The following is a 24,173-nucleotide window of genomic DNA, read 5'->3' as shown; positions in this document are numbered from 1 at the left end:
TGACGGCAGGCTTCCGGCGCAGCTGCGGCGGGCCTTCCGCCCGCCGCCGAATGATGCCTTGTCGCCCGTCAGAACTGCTCGTCGGCCATATCCATCATGGGCTTGCAGCCACCGGTCAGGATGCGGAAGCGGCCTTCCACCTCGGGCAGCACCTTCGCCGCGAAGAAACGCGCGGTCTTGAGCTTGCCGTCATAGATTTCGGGCGCGGCCTCGCCGCCTTCTTTCAACTTCGCCTGCGCCACGCGTGCCGTCTTCAGCCAGATCCAGCCGATGGTGACGAGCGCGAAGATGCGCAGATAGTCGGTCGCGGCTCCGCCCGCCTCGTCGGGGTTGGCGAAGGCGTGCTGCGCGAGCCAGGCGGTCGCCTGCTGGAGCTTCGCGAAGGCCTCTTCGAGCGCGGCCGCGATATCGGCGATGTCGTGATCGGTGAGCGTTTCCTCGATCTCGGCCTGAATCATGGCGAAGAAAGCGCGCACCGCCGCGCCGCCGTTCTGCGGCAGCTTGCGCCCGACGAGATCGAGCGCCTGCACGCCATTTGCGCCCTCGTAAAGCATGGTGATGCGCGCATCGCGGACGAACTGCTCCATGCCATGCTCGCGGATGTAGCCGTGGCCGCCGAACATCTGCTGCATCTTGATCGCTGTTTCCACCGACATGTCGGTGAAATAGGCCTTGATGACGGGCGTCAGCAGCGCGACGAGATCGTTCGACTGCTGGCGCACGGCGGCGTCAGCGTGATGCGCCGCCCGGTCGATGCCGAGGCCGATCAGCACCGCGAGGGCGCGCGCGCCCTCGGTGAATGCCTTCGCTTCGAGGAGATTCTTGCGTACGTCCGGGTGCACGATCAGAGGATCGGCGGGCCTCTCCGGTGCCTTGGCGCCGGTGAGCGAACGGCCCTGAAGGCGCTCCTTCGTGTAGATCACCGCGTTCTGGCGGGCGATTTCGGCGATGCCGAGGCCCTGAATGCCGACGCCGAGGCGGGCCGCGTTCATCATCGTGAACATAGCGCGCATGCCCTGATTGGGCTGTGCCACGAGCCAACCCACTGCGCCGTCGAAATTCATCACGCAGGTCGCGGAGGCCTTGATGCCCATCTTGTGCTCGACCGCACCACAGGAAACGGCATTGCGTTCCCCTGGTTCGCCTGCTTCGTTCGGCAGGAATTTCGGTACGACGAACAGCGAGATGCCCTTGGACCCCCCGGGCGCATCGGGCAGCTTCGCGAGGACAAGGTGGATGATGTTGTTCGTGAGATCGTGCTCGCCCGAGGTAATGAAGATCTTCGTGCCTGTGATGCGGAATGAGCCATCTTCGCAAGGGATGGCGCGTGTCCTGATGAGGCCGAGATCGGTTCCGCAATGCGGCTCGGTGAGGCACATCGTCCCGGACCATTCGCCCGACACCATCTTCGGCAGATAGCGCGCCTTGAGGTCTTCGGACGCATGAGCCGCGAGGGCCGAATAGGCGCCGGCGGTCAACCCGGGATAGGGACCGAAGGCGAGGTTCGCGGAGCAGATGAATTCCTCGATGGCGAAGCCGACCGTGTGCGGCAGCCCCTGGCCGCCGTGTTCGGGCGACGCGGTCATCGACGGCCAGCCGCCTTCGACATATTTTTCATAGGCTTCCTTGAAGCCCTTCGGCGTGCGCACGGTGCCGTTCTCGAAGGCGCAGCCTTCCGCGTCACCGCTCTGGTTCAGCGGATGAAGGATTTCCTCGCAGAATTTCGCCGCTTCATCGAGCACGCTGGCGATGACGTCCGGCGTCGCATCCTCGAATCCGGGCATCGCCGATAGTTCGCGCGCGTCCCAAAGCTCGGTGAGGATGAACCGGTAATCGTCGAGCGGCGCCTTGTAGCTGGTCATCGTATTCCCTCCCTCGGTCGTTTTCAGCGCTGGTCCGCCGCTAGACGCCGGCCGTCGCGCTCCTGTACGCGTTAAGTAGTTTACGTATACGTCAATGGCAAGCAAAACGCGATCCCCCCGAAAGGCGCATAGCATTGGCTTTTGTCACAGACCTTTGTCTTCAGCGGTGCTTGTGTGGAAACCCTCGCAGACGCAACAGCTTGCGAATGCGTTCGGGATTTGGGGAGAAAAACGCCTCGCTCCTACTTTGGGAGGGGCGTGCTTCTTACCACATCACCTGGTTATAAATGATTGTGAAGCCTTGAAGTCTGACGGCAGAATCGCCGAGTTCTAAAAAAGAAGACGAGTTGCTTGCCTTATTCAAACCGGCGAATAGCGCGATCAAACTCATAAAGGGTAGGGGTGGACGTAATGCGTACAGAGAGAAGCCTGATAGCCAATATCAATAATAGGCTCGCGCCGCCGATGGAAAAGAAGATTGAACTAGTGCCCTCTCCCCCAAGGCCTAAATTCACGACGTCGATGGAGAAGAAGATCGAACATCTCTGGCTCGATTCCGAGCGGCGAGGCTGGCAATTCAATGAATTCGCCGTCGTCGTGCTGGAGGTTCTCACGGTCCTTCACCATCGCAAGGGGCTTGAAGACAGAAGCGACCAGACGCAGGACGATCTCGAGACGCAAGTCGGGTGATCGCCTTATTCTCTGCCGGGCGGCCGGGGCGCTGACTAGGCTGCTCTTGACGTAGGCCGTCCGGCGTCCTTTATTGGTGGATCGTGGTGATTTGGCCGGCCGGCTTGCAGCCACGTTAAAAAACTCGCTAAAAGGCCGTGGCTCGCCCCGGTCCCCGCGCGTTAACACGGTCGGCCGTCCGTCGAGAGGGTTGGGGCCGTTTCGCCAATGAGCAGGTTGCTTGTTACCGGCAGCGAGTACCGGACGATACCGTTAGCGTGCCAGCTATTCCAGAGCAGCGAGCCTTTGCCGCTCGATTGCGGGCGCTCGCTCGAAACCTTTCAGATTGCGTACCAGACCTATGGCGAACTTAACGCGGACAAGACGAACGCGGTTCTCGTCTGCCACGCGCTGACGGGCGACCAGCATGTCGCCGACCGGCACCCGATCACGGGAAAGCCCGGCTGGTGGGAGACGCTCGTCGGTCCCGGCAAGCCTGTGGACACGAAGCGCTATTTCGTCATCTGCTCGAACGTCATCGGCGGATGCATGGGATCGACGGGGCCGGCATCGATCAACCCGGCGACCGGCAAAACGTGGGGACTGGATTTTCCCGTCATCACCATCGACGACATGGTTCGCGCGCAATCGCGGCTTATCGACCATCTGGAAATCCCGGACCTTTTCTGCGTGATCGGCGGCTCGATGGGCGGCATGCAGGCGCTCGAATGGTGCGCGAGCTACGGCGACCGGGTCTTTTCCGCAATGCCGATCGCGACCGCCGCGCGCCAATCCTCGCAGAACATCGCGTTCAACGAGGTCGGCCGCCAGGCCGTCATGGCCGATCCGGAATGGCGCGCCGGGCGCTATCTTGAGGAAGGCACAACTCCTGCGAAGGGGCTTGCGGTGGCACGGATGGCCGCGCATATCACCTACCTCTCCGATGAAGCGCTGCACCGGAAGTTCGGCCGCAACCTTCAGAACCGGCAGAAGATCACCTTCGGTTTCGACGCCGATTTTCAGGTGGAAAGCTATCTCCGCCATCAGGGCATCAGCTTCGTGGATCGCTTCGACGCCAACAGCTACCTCTACATCACGCGCGCGATGGATTATTTCGACCTCGCCGCGGATTTCGGGGGAGTCCTCGCGAACAGCTTCACCGGGACGAAGGCGCGCTTCTGCCTCGTGTCGTTCACGAGCGATTGGCTCTATCCGACTCGCGAAAGCCGCGCCATCGTGCAGGCGCTGAATGCGGTCGCGGCCAATGTCAGCTTCGTGGAGATCGACACCGACAAGGGCCATGACGCGTTCCTCCTGCACGAGCCCGAGCTGTTCGACACTGTCCGCGGCTTCCTCGAGTCGGCTGGCGCGAAGCGCGGGCTGACGGCGGCGGAGGAGGGGATCTCCGGGGAGGGAATCTGATGACGGCCTATCAGGACCGCGCGACTTTTGCGTCGGCGCAGACGGCGCAGCACCGCATAGACCTTCTGCTGATCGCGGGAATGGTCGAGGATGGCGCGCGCGTGCTCGATGTCGGCTGCGGCACGGGCGAGCTTTTGAAGCTTCTCGAAGAAAAGAAGAAGGTCGACGGGCGCGGCATCGAGCTTTCGCAGTCCGGTGTGAATTTCTGCGTCGCAAAAGGTTTGTCCGTGATTCAGGGCGACGCAGACCACGACCTCGTGAACTATCCCGATTGGGCGTTCGATTACGCGATCCTGTCGCAGACGCTTCAGGCCACGACGCGCCCGAAGGAGGTTCTACAGGAATTGCTGCGCATCGCACGCCATGTCATCGTCTCGTTCCCGAATTTCGGACACTGGCGCATTCGCTCACAGATCCTGTTCAAGGGGCGCATGCCCATGACGTGGAACCTGCCGGAGCCATGGTATCAGACGCAGAACATTCATTTCTGCACCATCGCCGATTTCCGCGAGCTTTGCGTTGTCGTGGGCGCGAAGATCGAGCGCTCCTTCGCGCTCTCGCCGCACGGGCGCCCGCTCGGCAGCCGCGTGCCGCCCTTTCTTCACAACATCGTCGCGCAGCAGGCCGTGTTTCTGCTGACGGCGGACGAGAAAGCCGCGGACTGATAAAAAGCGCTGAAACCGATGTGAGGACGGACTATCGGCGGACAAAGAAAAAGCCGCGGGTGTCGCTTCCCGCGGCTTCGTGAGACAGGCTGTCACACAGCCCGTTGCGCCATCCAATGGCGCAACGCTACGGCGCATCAGGCATTCGCAGGAGGCTGCTCCAACGACGCCGGGACACGCACAAGCTGCTGCTCCAGCGCTGAAATCCCACTCGACATCGGATCACCTCCTTTCGTTGCATTGCTCATACGTTCAGGGTGTCATCGAACTTTTCCGATGTAAAGGGAAAGAAGAGCGGCCTGCATCAGAAAATTGTGTTCCATCTCGCGCGGCGCGGCCGGTGCTGTCCGCCTAAGTAACGAGCCGTGCTTGGCAAAGGAAACCGCTCTTGCGCGTCTTGCCCGACAGGCATAGTTTGCGTGCGCATTCCCGCATCTCTGGAGAAAGACAATGGCCTTCCTGTCCGACGCGCTCGCTCGCGTTAAGCCCTCGCCCACCATCGCCGTCTCGTCCAAGGCGCGCGAGCTGAAAGCGGCGGGCAAGGACGTGATAAGCCTCGGCGCGGGCGAGCCCGATTTCGACACGCCGGACAACATCAAGGAAGCCGCCATCAAGGCCATCCGCGAAGGCAAGACGAAGTACACGAACGTCGACGGCATCCCCGAACTGAAGCAGGCGATCGCGGCGAAGTTCAAGCGCGAGAACAACCTCGACTACAAGCCAAGCCAGATCATGGTGGCGCCCGGCGGCAAGAAGGTCATCTTCAACGCCATGATGGCGACGCTGAACCCCGGCGACGAGGTGGTGATCCCGGCGCCATACTGGGTGTCGTATCCCGATATCGTGCTGCTTGCGGGCGGCACCTGCGTATTCGCGGAAGCGGGTATCGGCACGAAGTTCAAGCTGTCGCCAGAGACGCTCGAAGCCGCCATCACGCCGAAGACGAAGTGGCTTATCTTCAACCACCCGTCGAACCCGACGGGCGCGGCCTACACGCGCGACGAGCTCAAGGCGCTGACCGACGTGCTGCTGCGCCATCCGCATGTTTGGGTGCTGTCGGACGACATGTACGAACACCTCGTTTATGACGGCTTCAAGTTCACGACGCCCGCCGAGATCGAGCCTGCGCTCTACGATCGCACGCTCACCGTGAACGGCGTTTCGAAGGCGTATGCGATGACAGGCTGGCGTATCGGCTACTGCGGCGGACCGGAAGCGCTCATCAAGGCGATGACGACGCTCCAGTCGCAGACGACGTCGAACCCGACGAGCATTTCGCAATGGGCGAGCGTCGAGGCGCTGAACGGCACGCAGGATTTCCTGCCCGCGCGCGCGGAGAGCTTCAAGCAGCGGCGCGACCTCATCGTGTCGATGCTGAACGACGCGGAAGGCATCGATTGCCCGACGCCCGAAGGCGCGTTCTATGTCTATCCATCCTGCGCGGGCCTCATCGGCAAGAAGACGCCCGGCGGCAAGGTGCTGGAGAACGACGAGGACGTGGTGACAGCGCTGCTCGAAGACGAAGGCGTGGCGGTCGTCCACGGCGCGGCGTTCGGGCTGTCGCCGTATTTCCGCATCTCCTATGCGACGTCCGCGAAGGAGCTTGAGGAAGCGGGCCGCCGCATTCAGCGTTTCTGTGCAAGCCTGAAATAGCGCCAGAGATGCCAAAGGCCGGGTTTTGCCCGGCCTTTTCATGCACGGGCTTTTTATGCCCGGGCTTCGTGGGCGGCGCGCTCGGGTTCGCGCCTGCCTGCGTGCAGGTTGCGTCACCGCTCCGCCCCATCGCCATGTCATCATCGCTTCGCAGGCGCAGCCTAGCCTTGTGCGCCAAAAGCAAGAGGTGAAAAAATGGTGGCTGTTCGTGGAGCCGGTTTCTCGAGCGCGGTTCGAGAGGATTATCATTTCGAAAACTTGCGGCGCAATCTGAGTCAGGCCGAGGAACTCGGCGTCGACTTCGTCGAAATCCCGATCTTCGCGATGGACCTGATCGCCGGCGGACGCATCATCCCTAGCCAGCTGCGCCGCCTGAAGGAGGCGCTGCGCCCGCGCGCGCTTGGCTACACCGCGCATGGCCCCATTGCGGTCAACTTCATGCAGCGCGAGCTTTCGGAGCGTCACTTCGAGGTGGCGCGGGCGAGTGTCGAGGCCGCTGCCGAAATCGGCGCGGTGCATGTCGTCTTCCATACCGGCGTCATGAGGGAGAGCGATACGCGAACCATAGAAGCGGCCTACAGCAACCAGCGGGACTATATCGCGAGGCTTGGCGACATCGCCGCCGCGCACGGCATCATCATCGCCATCGAAAACATCTTCCCGAAGAGCGAAGCCGAGGTGACCGCGCTTCCCTCGCGCCTTGCCCACGAAATCGAGGCCATCGGGCATTCAAACGTCTTCGCGTGCCTCGATTTCTCGCACGGTGCCATTACCTGCGCGTCGCAGCGAGCGGACTTTCTGGCGGAGGCCGAGGCGCTCGCGCGCATGGCCATCCACCTTCATGTACATGATTCGTTCGGCGATCCGACGCAGCTCGCCACCTACGCGGATGCGGAACGGCTCGCCTACGGCCTCGGCGACCTGCATGCGCCCATCGGCTGGGGCAAGCTTCCGTGGGCGGAGATGATGCAGCGCTTCACCTTCCGCCCCGACGTCATCTTCAACCTCGAACTGCCGCCGCGTTACTGGTATGCGCTCGACGACAGCGTGCGCGAGATGCAAGACATGATTGAAGTATACAAGGCTGGCCGCGCGAACGCCTGAACATGCTCCGCCGCTGTGCTATCGTTTCCCGGATTCGGAAAACGGGAGGGCGCGCGGTGGCAATCTCAGGCGGGATAGGGTTTGCGAGCGCGGCATGCGAAGACCCCGATTTCGAGGCGCTCCGGCGCAATCTCGATCTCGCCGAAGAGCTGGGCGTGGACGTCGTGGAACTGCCGCTGTTCGCGCTCGATATCATCGCGGGCGGCCGGGTGCTGCCCGACCAGATGAAGCGACTGGCGCTGGCGATCGGGACGAGGCCGTTTGCATTCACGGCGCACGGTCCCGTCGGCGTCAACATGATGGACGCTTCCGATCTCCTCGCGCGTCACCGCATCGTGGCGGAAGCGGCCATAGCAGCCGCTTCCGAGCTTGGCGTCTTCCGCATCGTCCTGCACACCGGGCACATCGCGCGCGCCGACGAAGGCCGGATCGAGGCGGCCTACGCCCGCCAGCGCGACGCGTTCCGGGCACTTGCCGATGTTGCCGAGCGGGGCGGCATGAGCCTTGCCATTGAAAACATCTATGTGCCCGACAGAGGGCGGATCGCGCCGCTGCCGTCGCAAATAGCGCGTGAGATCGCTGCCATCGCCCATCCGAATGTTACCGGCTGCCTCGATTTCGCTCACGCAGCGCTTGCCTGCGCGGCGGAGGGGGCGGACTTCCGGGCCGAAGCGAAGGCTCTGGCCGCCATTTCGGCGCATCTCCATCTGCACGATTGCTTTGCCGATCCCGCCGACATGGCCATTTTCGTGCCGTCGGAGCGCGTCGCCTATGGCCTCGGCGACCTGCATTTGCCGCTCGGCTGGGGAAGGCTTCCCTGGCACGATCTCATGGACGAATTGAACTTTCCGCCGGACGCTCTTTTCCTGCTCGAATTATCGGCACAATATCGCTTCGCGCTGCCGGACGGCGTAGTCCGCGCGCGCGCTCTGGCTGCCGCTTACGAGCGCGCACAGAAAAGGCGCGCCGAAGCATGACAGCGAGGCGAGCGCGCGCTCTCGGCTCACCCGGCGTTACGCGTGCGACGAGCGCATCCTTACGCCCGCGTGCTTTGCCTTGTTCTCGGGCTCAACGTGGATCGTGACGCGAGCGCCTGGAACTTCGCTCATCAGCGCATTCTCGATGCGGTCGCAAATATCGTGCGCGGCGCTCACGGTCATGCCGGCGGGCACCACGAGATGAAACTCGATGAAGGTGACGGGGCCGGCGGCGCGCGTGCGCAGGTCGTGCGCTTCAAGCGCGCCGTTCGCTTCCGCGCCAATGATGGCCTTGATGGCGGCGAGCGTGTCGGGATCGGCGGCCGCATCCATCAACCCGCCGACGCTCTCCTTTACAAGCCGCCACCCGGAAATGAGGATCCAGCCGCCGACGCAGGCCGCGATGACCGCGTCAAGCCATAGCCAGCCGGTGAGAACGGCCGCAATGAGCCCGAGGATGACGCCGATCGATGAAACGACGTCGGCTAGAACGTGCTGGCCATCGGCATAAAGCGCGGGCGAGCGTTCGCGCTGCCCGATACGAGACAGATGCCAACCCCAGCCCGCGTTGATGACGGTGGCAGCGCCGTTGATCGCAAGACCGAGAATCGGCGCGTCGAGCGGCTTCGGATCAAGGAAGCTCGCGGTCGCTTCGCGGAAGATCGCGAACGCGGCCACAACGATGAGCGCGCCTTCAAATACGGCGGAGAAATATTCCACCTTGTAATGACCGAATTGATGATTGGCGTCCGGTCCCTTGGCGCTGAGCCGCAGCGCGAAATAGGCGACGGCGGCCACAACGACGTTGATGATGCTTTCAAGCGCATCCGACCAGAGAGCGACCGACCCCGTTACCGCAGCCGCAAGCCCCTTCAGCGCAAGAACAAGCGCAGCGATACCGACGCTTTGAAGCGCGTAGCGGCTGAGGGCATTCATGGGAGCGGACCTCGTGACCAATCGCGCGTCTCGGGCCGCGCGTTCGAGGTTCACACAGAGCAGGTTCGGCGCGGGTGTTACAAGCTAAAAATGCCTCTCGCCAAGGCCCTTGGTACGCCCAAGGAACCTTTGGCGTTCTGGCGGAGAGGTCAGTTTACGCAGCATAGATCTATCAGATGTTTGAATGGCGCTTCGGGGAGTGCCCTGAATATAGATCATTGTGCGGGTCAGACACCGTTTGTATTTTTTTTGATATTTTTCTGGCTGCGCAGCCTGTCTCGCGCCCTTTCTATTGCTTCATTTTCTTCTTTTATTTCGTGTAGGCGAGCATTTATCCCAGATAGTTTTTCGATTACTGACTGGATTTCGACAATAAGGCTATCAATCTTTTTCATTGCATCACCATTCACAATGCGATTGACTGAATATAATAGTTGTTAGCCTCGTGCGGGAACGAAAAATCTATTCAGACTTAACAACTAAAAACGTAGACAATTTCATTTGCTGCCTGCGCCTTAAGGCGTCCCTCGATGGCAAGGGGAAGCCACGCAAAGGCAAAAAACCGGCCTTGGCGCGCTCTATTCTTGCCGTTTCTTAACGGAAAACGACGGTCCGATTGCCGTTGACCAGAATACGGTGTTCCACATGCCACTTTACTGCGCGCGAGAGAACAAGACTTTCAACGTCGCGGCCCATATTGACGAGATCCTCGATCGACATCGAATGATCCACGCGCGCCACTTCCTGCTCGATGATCGGCCCCTCGTCGAGGGCGGGCGTGACATAATGCGCTGTGGCGCCGATCAGTTTCACGCCGCGCATGTGCGCCTGATGATAAGGCTTCGCACCCTTGAAGCTCGGCAGGAAGGAGTGATGGATGTTGATCGCGCGCCCTTCGAGCTTGCGGCACAGGTCTTCTGACAACACCTGCATGTAGCGGGCGAGCACGACGAGATCGATCTTCTCCTCGTCGATGATTTCGGCGAGCTTGTGCTCCTGCTTTTCCTTCGTGTCGGGCGTCATGGGCAGATGGTGAAACGGAATGTCGTGGCTGGCGGCGAGCCGGTAGAAATCGCGATGGTTCGATATGATGGCGGGAATTTCGACGGGGAGCGCGCCGACGCGGTGCCGGTAAAGGAGATCGTTCAGGCAATGCCCGAATTTCGAAACGAGGATCAGAACCCGCATGCGTTCGGCCACGGGATGAAGCCGCGTGGTCATCTTGAAGCGGTCGACCACGGGCTTCAGCATGCGTTCCGCCGCCGGCTCGTCCATCGTGTCCGGCGCGGAGAACGAAACGCGCATGAAAAATCGGTTCGACTTCACATCGCCAAACTGCGCGCTATCCGTGATGTTGCATCCGTGCTCGGCCAATATCCCGGCGATGGATGCGACGATCCCGGATTGATCGGCGCAGGAAAGGGTCAGGACGAACGCTGGCTTCTGAAAGGACATGGATAGCTCTTGGAGGTGTGGCCGGTTAACACCTCCTTCATACTCCGCCCGCAACGAAAGCGAAAGAAGCTACCGTTCGCGCAGCTTAACGCCGCAGGACGTGGCGTTTTGCGCAACATTACATTTGGTCCGCGTTAAACCGTCTCGATTTGAAACCAAGCGAGACTTACCGTTTCGGCGTCTGGCTCTGTGCGATGGCCGCGAGCACCTTCAGATCTTCCTCGCTCCGGTCCGAGGTGATGAAGAACCGCACGCGATCGAAAACCCAGCTCACGCCCTTGAGCGACCCGACGGTCTGCACCGCGACTTCGCTGTCGCCGCTCTCTGCGCCGGGGAGGGCGTAGAAGGTGATCGGCGGCTCTGTTTTCGAGGAATAGGTGAGCTGCATCATCCGGTCCTGACGGTAATTGAACGTCTGGCCGCGATACAACGTATAGCCCTGCTTGGAGAAATCGGGCGGCGTCAGCGCCCTTCCCGTTATCTTGGAGAGCTGAAAGCGGATGAGTTCCGGATTTGCGATGGCGTCCGGATAGGGTGTCAGCGTCTCGCGCGGGAAGTAGCTGTGAAAGCGTGCGATGTCTGTCGGCCATGCCGTCGGCGCGATCACCGCGGAAAGAGGCCGGTCGGTGTCCTTTGCGGGAAGGGGAGCGGGGTCGCCTGCAAGCAGCGTTGCTCCGTAACCGCCCAGAAGTCCGCCCAGGAAAACGGCCGCGACAAAAACCATCTGCCGCGCCGCCGCCGGCGAGTGGGTCACCTTGGATGTATTCCCCGAAAGCCTGGCCCCGGCTTGCTGGACCGCGCGCTGCGGGCGCGCCTGCGCGTCGGTTTCCCCCGTCTGGAGAGCGGCCTTTGGCACGGAGACGTCCTCGCGCGCAAAGGCGCCGAACGTTTCGATGAGCTGGGCCTGCGTCCGCTTCAGCCTGGCGATGCGCCGCGAAACCTCGGCATTGACCGAGGAAAGCTGTGTAACTTCGGCAGCCTGGGTCTTTTCAAGCTGCCCGTCGAGATAGGCCAGCAGAAATTCGTCCGAGAGTTGCGTCATGCGGCACGCTCCCTGATGATCGACGGATCGATTTCAAGGCCGCGCTCGCGGGGGCCATCCGAGAGGCCACGCGTGTCGAGCCAATGCGAGAGCGCGACATGGCCGCGCGCGAGGCATTTCATCAGAGCGAGTACTTCAAGGCCGACGGCGTCCGCCGCTTCGTCATAGGACGCGGCCTCACCGTAAACGAGGTAAAGAGCCGCGCGTTGCTGCGACGGAAGACTTGAGATGAATTTTGCAAAATGGGCGTTGCCGGCAAGCGATCCTTTCAGCAGGCTCGCGCTGAAGAGGCGGGCGTCGGGTACGTATTTCTTCTGAAGGTTCGGATCTTCGGCAAGCTTCGCGTTCCAGAGCGCGTAGATGCGGCGGAAGGCTTCCGTCAGATGATCGCGATCGTCCTCGCGCCAATCCCTTCGATTTTGCAGGCTCTTGAGTGCGCCGCGAAGAAGAGCCTGAGCGAGGTCGGCATTGGCCGTGACCGCCAGGGCGAACTTGTAAAGACGCGGTGCCGCCGCGAGAAGACCGTCGCGCGCGCGGCTCTGACTCTGCCCGAAGTTCGCCATGATACGCGGCCTCCTCTACAAATTGAAAGAACCGTTACTCTCGCCGATAATGACATGGAAAGGTTGACGCGCGGTAAAATGACAACAGCCGGGACTGCAACGCAGAGCCGCTTCGGGTTTCGGTCGATTTCGTCGCTTAGGGCAATTGCCTTTATCGCTGAAGTCGTGAAAAAACTGTCATTCATGCGTTTATGGCGGCGGCGGAAAGCCGTTCGCGGACAATCTCGCGGCAGGGCGGCATGACAGACGACGACTCCGAAAAGCAGCGTCTGAGCAAGTTTTCGAGGGCTGACCGTGGCGCCTACAGCTTCAACGGTCCTGCCGCCGCGAAGCCGGACCCGCTCGCGGAGGCGCTCGAACAGGTGATCCGGAGCGGAGCGCTGCCCACGGATCGCGCGGCGACCCATGTCCCGGACGCGCCGTTGCCCGCGCCCGATGTCATCCATGCGCGGCTGATCGAGGAATTGCACAGCGCGCGCGAGCAGATCAGACAGGCACCGGTCGTCGAAAGTGAGCCGCCTCGGACGCATCCGCCCATTATCGACGTCGAGATTCTGCCGCCGGAAGGCGCCCTTTCCCTCACCGTGCCCAACACCGTCGACGTGACGCTGGAGCCGCGGAGCTCTTTTCTCGGTCGCGCGAGGGAAAGTTTGCGCGGCTTTCAGATCGCGGCAGCCGAGCGAATGCAAGGCGCAAGGCAGCAGGCCTCGCATTTTGGTCGGACGGGTCGGCGCATCGCCGCCGATCTCGGTGCGGCACTGTCCCGGCGCATGCGTCTCAAGGATTGGAGTCGCAGACGTCTCGCGCTTGTCGCCCTGGTGCACCGGCATGTCTTCGACCGCCAGACCGAGCGTCTTCTGTTCAGCAAGACGCCGCCGCTCGAAGTCTACGCCATCAGCGAAGGCGAAAAGGGCATCGAAAAGGAATTCGTCTATCGCGGCCCGATGCCGAAGAAGGTGCTCGATTGGGCGCTTTCCGTCCTGCCCCGTGATCTGAAGCGCCACGCCTTCGTCGATTTCCGCGCAGGCAATGGCCGCACGCTGCTTCTCGCCGCGCGGCGCAATTTCGAATATGCGGCGGGCTACGCCTTCGACACGGAAGGCTGCGAGATCCTCGAAATGAACCTCGCCCAATACCCGCGCTCCTGGCTCGACTGCCGCGACGTGCGCGCGCTGCGTGGCGACCGCGACGGCCTTCTGATCCCTTCGCAGCCCTCCGTGCTGTTCTTCCCCGACGCTCTTCCGGCGGGGCATATCGACATCATCCTGAGCTATCTCGCCGCGTCGCTTCGGATCGAGCCGCGCGAGATCTGGCTGATTTTCGAGAACGCGGGCCGTGAGAAGGGGCGCGAGCAGATGGAGCTTTTCAAACATGTGCCGCTGCCCTTCGCAAGCGAGGTGAAGACATGGCTGTTCTCGCCGGTCCCGGTTGCCGTTTACCGCACGAAGACCGATGAGTCTCCCGAGAGCGATCAGCAATGAGCGGTTCGAATGATGAGACCTTGCAATCATATGGCGGCCGCGTGCGCGACTATATCGAGGGCACGGCGCAGACGGTAAGCGGCGAGGCGAAAGACTGGATCGACGCAGCCCTCTCGGGGCTCCCGGCCACAGCGCGCATTCTTGAATTGGGGAGCGCCTTCGGACGCGACGCCGCCTATATCGCGTCGAGGGGCTTCGAGGTCGATTGCACCGACGCCGTCGCCGGTTTTGTGACGGAATTGCAGGCCAGGGGGCTCAACGCCCGGCGCTTCAATGTGCTGACCGACGAGTTAGGCGAGCGTTACGACCTCATTTTCGCGAATGCCGTCCTGCTGCATTTCGAGAGAGACGAGTTCGGGTTCATCCTGAAAAAACTGATCCGCTCCATAAAAGCTGGCGGGCGTTTAGCCTTCAGTCTGAAAAAGGGCCAAGGGGAAGCCTGGTCCAGCGAGAAAATCGGCGCGCCGCGGTTCTTCTGCTATTGGGAGCGGCAAACCCTGGAGCCGTTTCTCGCCGATGCCGGTTTTGCGGCCTGGACAATCGATGAGGCGCGAACCTCGCGCGCACACGCCGAGTGGCTGTTTGTCCGCGCCCTTGCGCCGTAGTCTGGCCTTGGGCACGATTGAAAATGGAGCCGACATGCTGGATCTGGAACAGGGAGTCGCCTGCGTGGTAGAGGGCAGGGCGGGCCTTGCCCGCCTCAATCGCCCCAAGGCGTTGAACGCTTTGACCCCGGCAATGATCGAACGGCTCGACACCTTTCTTAACGCCTGCGCAGCCAATCCGCATATCTACGGCATGGTGCTCGAAGCCGAAGGCAAGGCGTTCTGCGCCGGGGGCGATATCCGTGCCATCCGCGACATGGCGGCGAGCGCCCCCGAAGAGGCGAACCGTTTCTATGCGGCGGAGTATCGGTACAACTGGTCGCTGGCATGCTTTCCGAAGCCGCATGTCGCGCTGATCGACGGCCCGGTGATGGGCGGCGGCGTTGGCGTGAGCCTCTACGGCAGCCATCGCGTAGCGGGCGAAAACATCCGCTTCGCGATGCCCGAAACCGGCATTGGCTTTGTGCCCGATATCGGCGGATCGTGGTTCATGCCGCGTCTGCCCGGCAAGACCGGCCTTTATCTCGCGCTGACGGGCGCTGTGCTGAACCGCGCCGACGCTTACGCGCTCGGCCTCGTGACGCATTGCATTCCTCGCGGGGGGTTCCCCGCGATCCGGGCGGCCATGATCGAAGGGGAAACCATCGCCACCGTGCTCGGCGCCTTGCACGAACCAGCGGGCGAAAGCGCGCTCGACGCCTTGCGCGAGCCGATCGACCGCCTGTTCGCCGCGCCTTCGCTTGAAGAGCTGTTCCGGGGGCTTGAGCGCGAGGACGGACGATGGCGGGACTTCGCCCGCGCGACGCTCGCCACGCTGTCGGCGCGCTCGCCGCTTGCGTTGCATCTGACCTTCGAGTTGCACCGCCGCGCCGTCACCTTTTCGAGCCTCAAGGACGCCTTGTTGCTGGAATACCGGGTTGCGACGCGGCTCATCCGGCATGCCGATTTCGCGGAGGGCGTTCGCGCCGCGGTCATCGACAAGGACCGCTCGTCGAAGTGGGCCCATGCGTCCATCGGCGAGGTTGCCGCGCCCCTCGTGGAGAGCTTCTTCGCGCCCCTTTCGACAGGCGATGTTTCGCTCGACCGGTCTGCGTAAAATTGCACGCGATCCGACGCAAAGACATGATCGAGCTGAAGGCGACCGCCGGCGGTTGCGCACAGGGGCGTGATCAACCCGCAATGGTTGCATGCGGGCAACGGTGGCGGCGAAATCCGAGGAAACGGCGCCTGCCTTGTTGACGCTTCGGGACAGCGCGTGGAAAAACTTGCTCGAATGTGCGATGTGCAAGAGGGAAGCGGAATGGGCTTTAATCGGGATGCGCACCGCCGAGGTCGCCTTGCGGTCGCGGCGCGGCAGTCATTCGCGCTCATCGTGGCCGCGTTTCTCCTTGCCGCCTGTGCTTATCTCCCGCGCGAGCCTTTCACGGCGCAGGAACAGGCCATCGCCGAAATTCCCGGCATTCCGCACGCGCGCTTCTGGGTGGACGGCAGCGACGCGGAACTTCGCGAGTTCGTGCGCGGCACCGCCCTGTCGGGAGCCATTTCAGCGGCGGGAAGCTTCGACGTGCTCGCCCTCTCCGGCGGCGCCTATGACGGCGCTTACGGCGCGGGCGTCATCAATGGCTGGACGGCGACGGGGACGCGACCGAAATTCGCAATCGTGACGGGCGTCAGCGCGGGCGCGCTCATCGCCCCGCTGGCGTTTCTGGGCCCTGCCTACGACGCGCCGCTTCAGGAAGCTTTCGCTGGCAGCGCCGCGCAGTTTCTGGGCGATCTCGGCGGCGTGTTCTCGCTGCTGGGTACGGCCGAAGTTCGCCGCCAGTCCCTCGTCGACCTCGTGGATGCCTTCGTCGACTATAATCTTCTCCGAGCCGTCGCCGCCGAACACGCGAAAGGGCGTCGTCTGTTCGTCGTGACGACCAATCTCGATGCGCAGCGCGGTGTCGTCTGGGATATGGGCGCCATCGCCGCCGCCGGCCCGCAATACCGCGATCTGTTCCGCGATGTGCTCGTCGCCTCCGCGAGCATACCGGGCATTTTCGGCCCCACTTATATCGAGGTTCAGGCAAACGGCCGCCGCTTCCGCGAAATGCATATCGACGGCGGCGCGACAACGCAGGTTTTCATCCTGCCGGATGTGGTCTTCGCGACAGGCAGGGGGATTTCAACCCCGAAGGGCACGCCCGCCCAATTGTGGGTGATCATCAACAACCGCCTGTCGCCCGAGTTCGAGGTGGTGGAATCCGGGATACTGTCCGAGGTGCCCCGCGCGTTTTCCACCCTCATCAAGGCAAGCGCCAAGGGTACGCTGTACGCCGCAAGTACCTATGTGGGGCCGGGTCGCTTTCACCTGACATTCATCGACCAGGGGTTCGACGATCTACTCAAGGCCAATCCCGGCCTTCAGCCCGGCTTCAACGCGCCCTACATGCAGACACTGTTCCGTTACGGCTACGACAAGGCTCGGTCGGCAAGCCCGTGGCTGGCGTCGGTGCCGTTGCCCGGGAATGCGCCGAAGCCACGCCCGGCGATTGCGTCGATCCGATAGCGCGTGTTTGACAGGCGGGTCGAGGAAGAGGCGAGTCCATCTGGGCGCGGCTCTGAATTGACTGCGCTCATTTTCCAGTATTTTTCCGAGGCTATCGTCGCACCCGGTTTCTTTGCGAGCGGGGCGTGCGCTTCGCCGACACACCCGCACGGGGCGGGGAAGCGGCGCTCGGCGGAGCACCAAGCCGGTTTGGTGTGCGCTCGACTTGCAGCGGTGGAGCCGGATTGCTGGGAAGCGGCCCGCGGACGTCTGGCGGTGGCTCGACCGCGATCGGCGCGCCTCCGCCAATGCGGCTGTCTGGGCTCTGGGCGACAGCATGTTGCGCCGGTCCGCAGACCGCGAAACCGAACATCACGGCCAGGGAAATCGCCGCCACATGGGAGTTACGCCGCTTCAGGCTGTTTTCCATCTCGATTTCCAGCGCTATTCGTTGCGATCGCCAGCCCTGCTGCGGGGCGGCGTCGGGATAGGGGCTGCGTCGACACTCACCGGTAGGGAAAACCGGCAGCTAACCGAAAGCCCCTTTCAGTGGGCCATCCCCGGGGGGCTCATATCGGGGGTTATGGCGTTCGGCTCATGCCGTTCAGCTTTGGCGTTCGCCCTGTGAGTAACTTGTCCTAGCTTGCCTTTCGCGGCTTTCAGGATGACTTCGATTTCCGAACCAATTTTAGGGAGCGGCAACCGGTGTCCTGTTCTTGTTCGGCACTACGAGAACCATGGCCCGGATAAACTCAGGGGCATCCCCTTCGCGCGGCGAAGCCGTTCTGTGCTTCGCCCGAAAAGGCCGGAACAGCGAATTGGACCCGATTCGATTCAGAGACTCAGATGTGTCGCTGTCAGTACCGCCGCTGGGAGCGCCCTGTAAGGGCGCGGCGAGTGTTGGCGCCAATAGCTGCGCGAACATACGGCGTCGGGGGCAACATCCGATTTGCTGCACGATGCTGGAGGGGCGCCTTCGGTTCCCGGCTGCGACCCCGCTGCCGCTCGTCTTCGCCATGATTTGCGCCTAATCGTCGAGGCAGCATTCGCGACGCGTCGCATCCATGCGGCGTGCTCTTTCGAGGGAAAGTGACATGACAACGGTTCTCATCATTCTGGTCCGCCTTGGCGGCCTCATCGCGCTCGGCCTTGGTGCGGCATTCTTCGGCAAATACCTGCCCGTGGAGGGCGTTCCGCTTCTCGCTCACAAAGCCGCTGGCGGCCTTGCGGCGCTGGCGCTGGTTCTGCTCGCAATTCAGGGCTTCTCGCGCGCCACTTTCGTTGCGATCCTCGCAGCGATCGTCGCGGCTGCGACGCCGGCAATCGGGATCTACCAGCAGGGCATCGCCGACATCGAGACGGCGAAGCTCGTTCACATCGCGCATATCGTGTCGGGCCTCGCGGTGCTTGGTTTTGCCGAGATCTTGGCAAAGCGCATCAAGGCTTCCAGGGTGTTCGCCCCCGCGCGCTGACGCTGCGATCGGACACAAATCATTCCGATCGGTCAGACTGCCGGCCATTTTCGAATCGGGCCGGTATTCAGAGGGTGCGTTAGGGGCGAGCTATTCTTGCGAAAGCTTTCATCCTAACGTCCCTCGGGTCCCTTTTCCTTGTGCCGGGAATGCTGGTTGGCGGATCTTTTTTCCTGTTCCGCATCTTCCTTCGCTCTTCTCTGGGGCTCGACTCCGAGAAGTTCGTCGACATCGATCACGCCGCCTTTTTCCGGGTTGGGTTCGACAAGCCCGTTAGGCTCGCGTTCGATCTGCAGCGGTTGACCATCGTTGATGCGGCCTCGTTCCTGCGCGGCCACGCCGCCAGCGAGCGCCGCCATCGCCAAACCCGCGGCTACCCCAAGTCCAAAAGCTTTCACGTCTTTCCGGTCCATGTCGTCCTCCATCGCAGATCCAAAACCGATGCTCGGCGACGCCTCAACGCGTTTCCCATTCTTTTCAGCTCGATGAGCGTCGAGCCACGCAGGTTTCGCCTCGTGCTGGGAGCGATGCTAGGCGTGCGACGTTGAGGAAGGTCTGTCGGGACGCGCTCCATTTTAACGATTATCGGCGCGTGAAATACCGAAACGGGCAGCGAAGGGCGCGCTTACAAGCCGCTTTATTGCCGCTGGGACGGCGTGCTCGCACGCCGATCACTGCTTCCATGGACCCCGCCCGTCGAGCGGCCTCGGGATGCCCGGCCGCCCCAGCGGACATTCGAGCGCCTCGCGATCCCATCCGGCGGTCGTCGCGGCTGCGTCGTATGTGCTCTGAAGAAACGCGATGAGCCGCGAGTCAGGATCGGCGGCAGTCCTCACCGCGTCGTAGGGCAGCAAAAACTCGCCAAGCGCATCACTGAAAAACGCGGCATCCGGCTCCACCGGGCGACGCTTGAAGTCGTCCGGCGTGGGGAAAGCGTAGGAGTAGAAGGCGGGATAGTCGATACCGTTGCCGCCCGGCCAGAAACCCGCGCTCGACACTTCATGCGAATAGGCTTCGCGCGTCACATCATCGGAGACTCCCGGCACACCGCCCGGATGCAGCGGCGCGCGCCTTCCTGAAAAGCGCGTCACCGCGAGGTCGAAGCTGCCCCAGAAGAAGTGCACGGGGCTGCACTTGCCGATGAATCCCGTTCGAAACAGCTTCAGGACGCGGTCGACCTGCACGAGCGCGCGCCAGAAGCGGTGGGCGGCGTCCCGGTCGTAGTCGCGATGGATAGTGTCCTCGCGAAAGGGGATCGCGTCCGGAATTTCGGACGGTATCTCGTAGATGTTCACCGCGATATCGAGGCTGCCCAGCGTTTCCATGAGCCGCCCCTGAAAGTCGGCGACAGTCTGCGGTTCGAGCTTCAGTTCGCGGCGACTGCCCTCGCTCGTCGTGATGGTCAGGACGTGGTCCTGAAAGTCGAAGGCGATCTCGAAGGTTCGCGCGCCGTAAGGAATCGGCGAGGTGTCGAGGCCACGCGAGGTCACGTAAAGCGGGACGTGCCATGAATGGTTGAGCCATGGCGTGAGCGCAAGTCGAACCTTGCCCACGATCTGTATCCATAGCTGAAGCGTAGCGGCGGTGTCTTTCCATGCGGCATAGGGAATGTCGGGCCAATCGCGCGATGTCGACGCCGGGAGCGAATCCATGTGCTTCTCCTCGGCGCGCTCGAACCGCACGGCGGACAGCGCTCGCAAGACCTGGTTCGAGCGCGGATGCAATGGGGTTTGTTCGCGCTGGCCGCAGACGGTGATACCCGCGAGACGCGATCTTGTGCCCTGCCGGCGCAAAAATGGCGGCCCGATATATCGACGTGAAGCGGGAGCTTGATCGGCTCGTCTGATCGGCGGCGGGAAAGCAGTTTGCAAGCGGACACAAAAAGAAAAAACGCCAGGCGGGTGCCCGGCGTTTGATCGGATAAGCCTGCGATTGCGAACGGGGGCTAGTAGGCCGAGGCGATGGCCTCCACGCCGTCCTTGCGGTAAATGTCGCGGCGGAACTGCACGGTTCCATCGGGCGTGGACCAAGCCGTGATATAGGTCCAATACAGCGGCACCCGCTTCTTGAGCCGCACAAAAAGCCGCTCGCCCGACTGCTTCATGCGCAGCACCTGCTGCACCGACCAGCCGTTGTCTTCAAGCAGCCACGCCACCAGCTGGTGAATGTTCTGCACGCGAATGCAGCCGGAGCTGTCGGCCCGGAAGCTCTTCTGGAACACGCTCTGGCCGGGCGTGTCGTGCATATAGACGCCTTGAGGGCTGGCGAAATTGATCTTCGCGAAGCCGAGCGGGTTCTCGTCGCCGGGCGCCTGGACATAGAAGTAGCGGAGCGGTGCGTCGGACGACCAATCGATCTGCGCCGGATCCAGCTTCCTGCCCTTCGCGTAGTCTTCATGCGTGGCGTAGGCGTCGATCTTGTACTTCGCGAGCACATCCTGCCCGCCGCGGCCCTTCGGCACGAGGTCGTATTTCAACACCGTGGGCGGCACGACCCACTCCTTGTTGAAGTTTATCTCCTCGATCGCCGATGTCAGAAGCGGCGACGGCCTGTCCGGCTTGCCCACGACGCCTGCGTGGCGGGAAACCACCTGATTGTTGTTCACAGCCTCGATCTGGGCAGCCGGAATGTTCACCACCACATATTTGCCAGCCGGGGTGGCCGGCACAAGGCCTTGCAGGCGCACAAGATTGGTCTGGAGCTGGCGGAGTCGCGCGCTGGCAGGAACGTTGAGCGCGTCGATCGTCGTCTGGTCGAGGAAGCCCGTGGGCGGAATGCCGTGGCGCTGCTGCGCCCGCTTCACCGCCTGTTCGACGTAAGAGTCGAAGACCTCCGGATAGCCGCCATAAGCCGCGAGATCGCCCGTCACCTGCAGGCGCGTGCGGAGTTGCACCACAGCCGGATGGCTCATGCCGGTGCGAAGTTCGATCGGCGGAAGCTGCGGCCAGCCGCCACGCGCGACGATCTCAGCATATTGCTTGATCGCGGTCTTGGTGGTGGCGATATTTTCCTTGGCAAGAGTCGGGAAGCCGCGGTCGGGTTGCGTTTCCCATTCGCGCTGAAAGGCGCGGTCTCGCATCGGCTGTTCCCAGGAGTCGTCCGACTGGTCAAAGCCAAGCCAATCGTCGATCGAGCTTCCCCGGCGCTGAGCGTCAGCTCCGAAAGACCCTGCGACGACCATGAAGGCGGCCGCCATGAAAGCAGCCAAGACCCTCGGTTTCATCATCCCCATCCCGTCTCCAGCACTCAATTTGAAGCAACCGCAACGCGATTTGCCGGTAACCATAATGCGCTACGTGACACCGAATTATGTCTATAACGGGGTTATTTTCCCGTTACGCCGAGGTCAACGGTGCCATGATCTCGTGCAGTCCCAATTACTCCCAAAAGCCAATAAATCCAACGAGATTCTCCAAACTTTTAAAGTGACTTGTCTCGTCGTATCCCGCGTTGTACCGTCCAAGCGCACCCGAAGTCGAGGTATTATTGAAGGTATCGATTATGGCTCTCAGCGATTTTAAAATCCGCACCACGAAGCCAACAGAGCGTGATTTCAAGCTTTCCGACTCAGACGGTCTCTATCTCCTCGTTCGGCCTAACGGCTCGAAGCTATGGCGCATGAACTATCGTCATCTCGGTAAGAACAAAACCCTCGCCATCGGGAAGTACCCCGACATCGCTCTATCGGCGGCGCGCGACAAGCGTGCAGAAGCAAGGAGGCTTCTAGCTGAGGGTGTGGACCCGTCCTATCGAAAACAGGTCGAGATCGCCAAGGCCAAGGTGGCGGCGGCGAACACTTTTGAGGCGGTAGCCGAGGAATATCTCGTCTCCCTCGCACGAGATCGTTCGGAGGGGACCGTTCGTGTAAACTCACATATTCTGCGGAAGAAGGTGTATCCGCTTCTCGGCAGGCGTCCCATAGCAGAACTCCGTCCGCACGAAATCCTCGAAGCGTTGCAATCTATCGAGGATGGAGGGCAGGTTGACATGGCCCACCGCGCCCGCGCCCTCATGGGTAAGGTTTTCCAACTCGCGGCGTTGAGCGACCGTGCTCCGACCGATCCAACCGTCGTACTTCGCGGTCGGCTTAAGAGTAGGCGAGTTCAGAACCGGGCCTCGGTGACAAGCGAACAGACATTCGCACCGCTGTTGCGGCGGATTGATACCTACGAAGGTTCCCCGAGCGTGAGGGCGGCGATGCTATTCCTCGCTCACACCTTCGTTCGAACCGTCGAGCTTCGTTTCGCCACATGGTCGGAGATTGACCTAGAAGATGGCGTCTGGCGCATCCCCGAAGAGCGAATGAAGATGGGGCGACCTCATGATGTCCCCCTGACGGCATCGACCCGCGCAATCCTCCGCGACATGGCGAAATTCCGTAGGGGAGATTACATCTTTGTCTCAGCTCACGTGGGTAAGAGTGTGCTCGGAGATGGAACTCTCAGGAAGGCAATGAAGTCCATTGGGTATCGGGGGAAGATGACACCTCACGGTTTTCGTTCGAGCGCATCATCGATCTTGAACGAGCGCGGCTATCGGAGCGACGTGATCGAAATGCAGCTTGCCCACGTCGAGAAAAATGCCGTCCGAAGGGCCTACAATCGCACTCTTTATTGGAACGAGAGGGTCTCGATGATGCAGGACTGGTCCAACCTCGTGGACGGATGGAGAAAAAGGTGAAGCGGGGGCTTATCGGCATGGGCGCCCAGATCCGCCGAGCCGGGGCGAGGCCCCTCTTTGATGCCGTCTTGTTTCCGCTCTCAATCCGATCGAACTGGTGTTCGTCGGGATCAAAAGTCATGCGCCATGGAAAGACTCGTTGTTTGGGAGTTTTAAAACACAGCGGCTGCCGAGGTTATCCATGATGACCACGTCGCCGGGTGCGAGTGTCGGCACGAGGAACTGGGTGACGTAGGCGGTGAAGCTCTCGCCGTTGATCGGTCCGTCGAGCACCAAGGGCGCATCAATCCGGTTGTAGCGGCGTCGGTGGCGTCGGGGCGGAGTTGCCGGGAGGTGGCGGCCCTGTTCGACGTGAGCGTGGCAAGTGTAGTGAAGTGGTCGCAGCGTCAGCGGGCAACGGGGAGTGCGGCGGCGCGACCGATGGGCGGGCACCGGAAGCGGTTGCTTGAGCCGCATCGGGCGCTGGTGATCGAGCGGCTGAGGGCAGTGCCTGACCTGACGCTGAAAGCGCTGGTCGCCGAACTGGCCGAGCATGGCATTGCGACCTGCCCGGTGTCGGTGTGGCGACTGGTCCGCTCGGAAGGCATGAGCTTCGAAAAAAGCCCGTTCGCCGAGGAGCAGGCGCGACCGGCGGTCGCAAGGCGGCGCGCGCAGTGGAAGAAGTATCAGGGACGGCTTGATCCAAGACGGCTCGTCTTCATCGACGAAACCTGGGCGAAGACCAACATGACACCGATCCGGGGCTGGGCACCGCGCGGCAAGCCGCTGATCGCCCATGCCCCGTTCGGCAAATAGCGCACGCTCACCTTCCTCGCCGCACTCCGCTACCCGCTCACGCAAATCTTTCGAATATGGTCTCGCCATCCATGCCGACCTCCAAACCAGCCAGCTGCTTGAAACAGATAATGACCAGCGCGTGAATCCCCAATCGATTCAATCAATCAGAAAACGACTCTAGGAACACCAGTCGCTCCCCGCGCGGGAGCGTGGATCGAATCGGGCGCACTGTGATTCCAACTCCCAAACGAGGGAGTTTTCTCATGGCGCGCTTCGATCTGAC

At 62.0% G+C, this 24,173-nt stretch carries 21 protein-coding genes, 2 pseudogenes and 1 riboswitch; of the genes and pseudogenes, 14 read left to right on the top strand and 9 right to left on the bottom strand.

What is annotated here, in order from left to right; translation table 11 throughout:
- Positions 1-68: 68 nt before the first annotated feature.
- Complete coding sequence (locus QM659_RS05450) at positions 69-1,862, bottom strand: acyl-CoA dehydrogenase C-terminal domain-containing protein (protein WP_415187656.1); 1,794 nt, start codon at positions 1,860-1,862, stop codon at positions 69-71.
- 411 nt (positions 1,863-2,273) lie between these two features.
- On the opposite strand from QM659_RS05450, the gene QM659_RS05445 reads away from it, so the two are divergent.
- From QM659_RS05445 to QM659_RS05420, 6 genes are all read left to right on the top strand, one after another.
- A complete protein-coding gene (locus QM659_RS05445) occupies positions 2,274-2,552 on the top strand; it encodes a hypothetical protein (RefSeq protein ID WP_415187655.1) in 279 nt (92 codons plus the stop codon).
- Between the two features lie 73 nt (positions 2,553-2,625).
- Positions 2,626-2,703: riboswitch (SAM riboswitch) on the top strand.
- A gap of 56 nt (positions 2,704-2,759) precedes the next feature.
- Positions 2,760-3,953: a homoserine O-acetyltransferase MetX gene (metX, locus tag QM659_RS05440; RefSeq protein ID WP_415187654.1), complete on the top strand. Its 1,194-nt coding sequence runs from the start codon at positions 2,760-2,762 to the stop codon at positions 3,951-3,953.
- Positions 3,953-4,618 (top strand): methionine biosynthesis protein MetW, encoded by a 666-nt coding sequence (metW, locus tag QM659_RS05435; RefSeq protein ID WP_303485925.1) that lies wholly within the window; start codon positions 3,953-3,955, stop codon positions 4,616-4,618. Before metX ends, metW begins: the two co-directional genes overlap by 1 nt.
- A 450-nt stretch (positions 4,619-5,068) precedes the next feature.
- Positions 5,069-6,271: a pyridoxal phosphate-dependent aminotransferase gene (locus QM659_RS05430; RefSeq protein WP_303485931.1), complete on the top strand. Its 1,203-nt coding sequence runs from the start codon at positions 5,069-5,071 to the stop codon at positions 6,269-6,271.
- Positions 6,272-6,466: 195 nt separating this feature from the next.
- Positions 6,467-7,375, top strand: coding sequence for a sugar phosphate isomerase/epimerase family protein (locus QM659_RS05425; RefSeq protein ID WP_415187653.1), 909 nt, complete (start codon positions 6,467-6,469; stop codon positions 7,373-7,375).
- 56 nt (positions 7,376-7,431) lie between these two features.
- The gene (locus QM659_RS05420; RefSeq protein ID WP_415187652.1) at positions 7,432-8,352 is read left to right on the top strand and encodes a sugar phosphate isomerase/epimerase family protein; all 921 of its coding nucleotides are present in this window, start codon (positions 7,432-7,434) and stop codon (positions 8,350-8,352) included.
- 36 nt (positions 8,353-8,388) lie between these two features.
- On the opposite strand, the gene QM659_RS05415 is transcribed toward QM659_RS05420, so the two are convergent.
- The 5 genes from QM659_RS05415 to QM659_RS05395 form a co-directional block, all read right to left on the bottom strand.
- A complete protein-coding gene (locus QM659_RS05415) occupies positions 8,389-9,288 on the bottom strand; it encodes a cation diffusion facilitator family transporter (RefSeq protein ID WP_127077281.1) in 900 nt (299 codons plus the stop codon).
- Between the two features lie 227 nt (positions 9,289-9,515).
- Entirely contained in the window at positions 9,516-9,683 is a 168-nt protein-coding gene (locus QM659_RS05410; RefSeq protein ID WP_303485941.1) for a hypothetical protein, read from the bottom strand.
- Positions 9,684-9,882: 199 nt separating this feature from the next.
- Complete coding sequence (purU, locus tag QM659_RS05405; protein WP_127077280.1) at positions 9,883-10,743, bottom strand: formyltetrahydrofolate deformylase; 861 nt, start codon at positions 10,741-10,743, stop codon at positions 9,883-9,885.
- Positions 10,744-10,909: 166 nt separating this feature from the next.
- On the bottom strand, positions 10,910-11,785 hold the full coding sequence (locus QM659_RS05400) for an anti-sigma factor family protein (RefSeq protein ID WP_415187651.1): 876 nt from the start codon (positions 11,783-11,785) through the stop codon (positions 10,910-10,912).
- Positions 11,782-12,348 carry a hypothetical protein gene (locus QM659_RS05395; protein WP_127077278.1) on the bottom strand — a complete coding sequence of 189 codons (567 nt, stop codon included), beginning with the start codon at positions 12,346-12,348 and terminating at the stop codon, positions 11,782-11,784. Before QM659_RS05395 ends, QM659_RS05400 begins: the two co-directional genes overlap by 4 nt.
- Before the next feature lie 239 nt (positions 12,349-12,587).
- Between QM659_RS05395 and QM659_RS05390 the strand changes: the two genes are divergently transcribed.
- The 6 genes from QM659_RS05390 (at position 12,588) to QM659_RS05365 (ending at position 18,981) form a co-directional block, all read left to right on the top strand.
- Positions 12,588-13,829, top strand: coding sequence for a hypothetical protein (locus QM659_RS05390; protein WP_415187650.1), 1,242 nt, complete (start codon positions 12,588-12,590; stop codon positions 13,827-13,829).
- Positions 13,826-14,434 (top strand): class I SAM-dependent methyltransferase, encoded by a 609-nt coding sequence (locus QM659_RS05385; protein WP_415187649.1) that lies wholly within the window; start codon positions 13,826-13,828, stop codon positions 14,432-14,434. Before QM659_RS05390 ends, QM659_RS05385 begins: the two co-directional genes overlap by 4 nt.
- A 34-nt stretch (positions 14,435-14,468) precedes the next feature.
- A complete protein-coding gene (locus QM659_RS05380; RefSeq protein WP_415187648.1) occupies positions 14,469-15,530 on the top strand; it encodes an enoyl-CoA hydratase/isomerase family protein in 1,062 nt (353 codons plus the stop codon).
- A gap of 204 nt (positions 15,531-15,734) precedes the next feature.
- Positions 15,735-16,982, top strand: coding sequence for a patatin-like phospholipase family protein (locus QM659_RS05375; RefSeq protein ID WP_415187647.1), 1,248 nt, complete (start codon positions 15,735-15,737; stop codon positions 16,980-16,982).
- A 1,073-nt stretch (positions 16,983-18,055) separates the two neighbouring features.
- Entirely contained in the window at positions 18,056-18,433 is a 378-nt protein-coding gene (locus tag QM659_RS05370) for a hypothetical protein (RefSeq protein WP_415187646.1), read from the top strand.
- A gap of 149 nt (positions 18,434-18,582) precedes the next feature.
- A complete protein-coding gene (locus QM659_RS05365; RefSeq protein ID WP_415187645.1) occupies positions 18,583-18,981 on the top strand; it encodes a hypothetical protein in 399 nt (132 codons plus the stop codon).
- Between the two features lie 123 nt (positions 18,982-19,104).
- Here the strand turns inward: QM659_RS05365 and QM659_RS05360 are convergent, their stop codons facing one another.
- Together QM659_RS05360 and QM659_RS05355 are read right to left on the bottom strand one after the other, a co-directional pair.
- The gene (locus QM659_RS05360) at positions 19,105-20,085 is read right to left on the bottom strand and encodes a DUF5996 family protein (RefSeq protein WP_415187644.1); all 981 of its coding nucleotides are present in this window, start codon (positions 20,083-20,085) and stop codon (positions 19,105-19,107) included.
- A gap of 293 nt (positions 20,086-20,378) precedes the next feature.
- The gene (locus QM659_RS05355; protein WP_303485969.1) at positions 20,379-21,659 is read right to left on the bottom strand and encodes a L,D-transpeptidase family protein; all 1,281 of its coding nucleotides are present in this window, start codon (positions 21,657-21,659) and stop codon (positions 20,379-20,381) included.
- A 275-nt stretch (positions 21,660-21,934) separates the two neighbouring features.
- Between QM659_RS05355 and QM659_RS05350 the strand changes: the two genes are divergently transcribed.
- Positions 21,935-23,113, top strand: coding sequence for a tyrosine-type recombinase/integrase (locus tag QM659_RS05350; RefSeq protein WP_415187643.1), 1,179 nt, complete (start codon positions 21,935-21,937; stop codon positions 23,111-23,113).
- 165 nt (positions 23,114-23,278) lie between these two features.
- Here the strand turns inward: QM659_RS05350 and QM659_RS05345 are convergent.
- A pseudogene (locus QM659_RS05345) lies at positions 23,279-23,398 on the bottom strand (IS630 family transposase); the annotation flags it as partial.
- Here QM659_RS05345 and QM659_RS05340 point away from each other — a divergent pair.
- Positions 23,396-23,905: pseudogene (locus tag QM659_RS05340) on the top strand (IS630 family transposase); the annotation flags it as partial. The pseudogenes QM659_RS05345 and QM659_RS05340 sit on opposite strands and share 3 nt — an antisense overlap.
- Positions 23,906-24,173: the final 268 nt, after the last annotated feature.

The organism is Rhodomicrobium sp. (assembly GCF_047605405.1).
Lineage (GTDB): Bacteria > Pseudomonadota > Alphaproteobacteria > Rhizobiales > Rhodomicrobiaceae > Rhodomicrobium > Rhodomicrobium lacus.
Note: the sequence above shows the minus strand (reverse complement) of the source record. Positions and strands in the feature narration are given on the sequence as shown.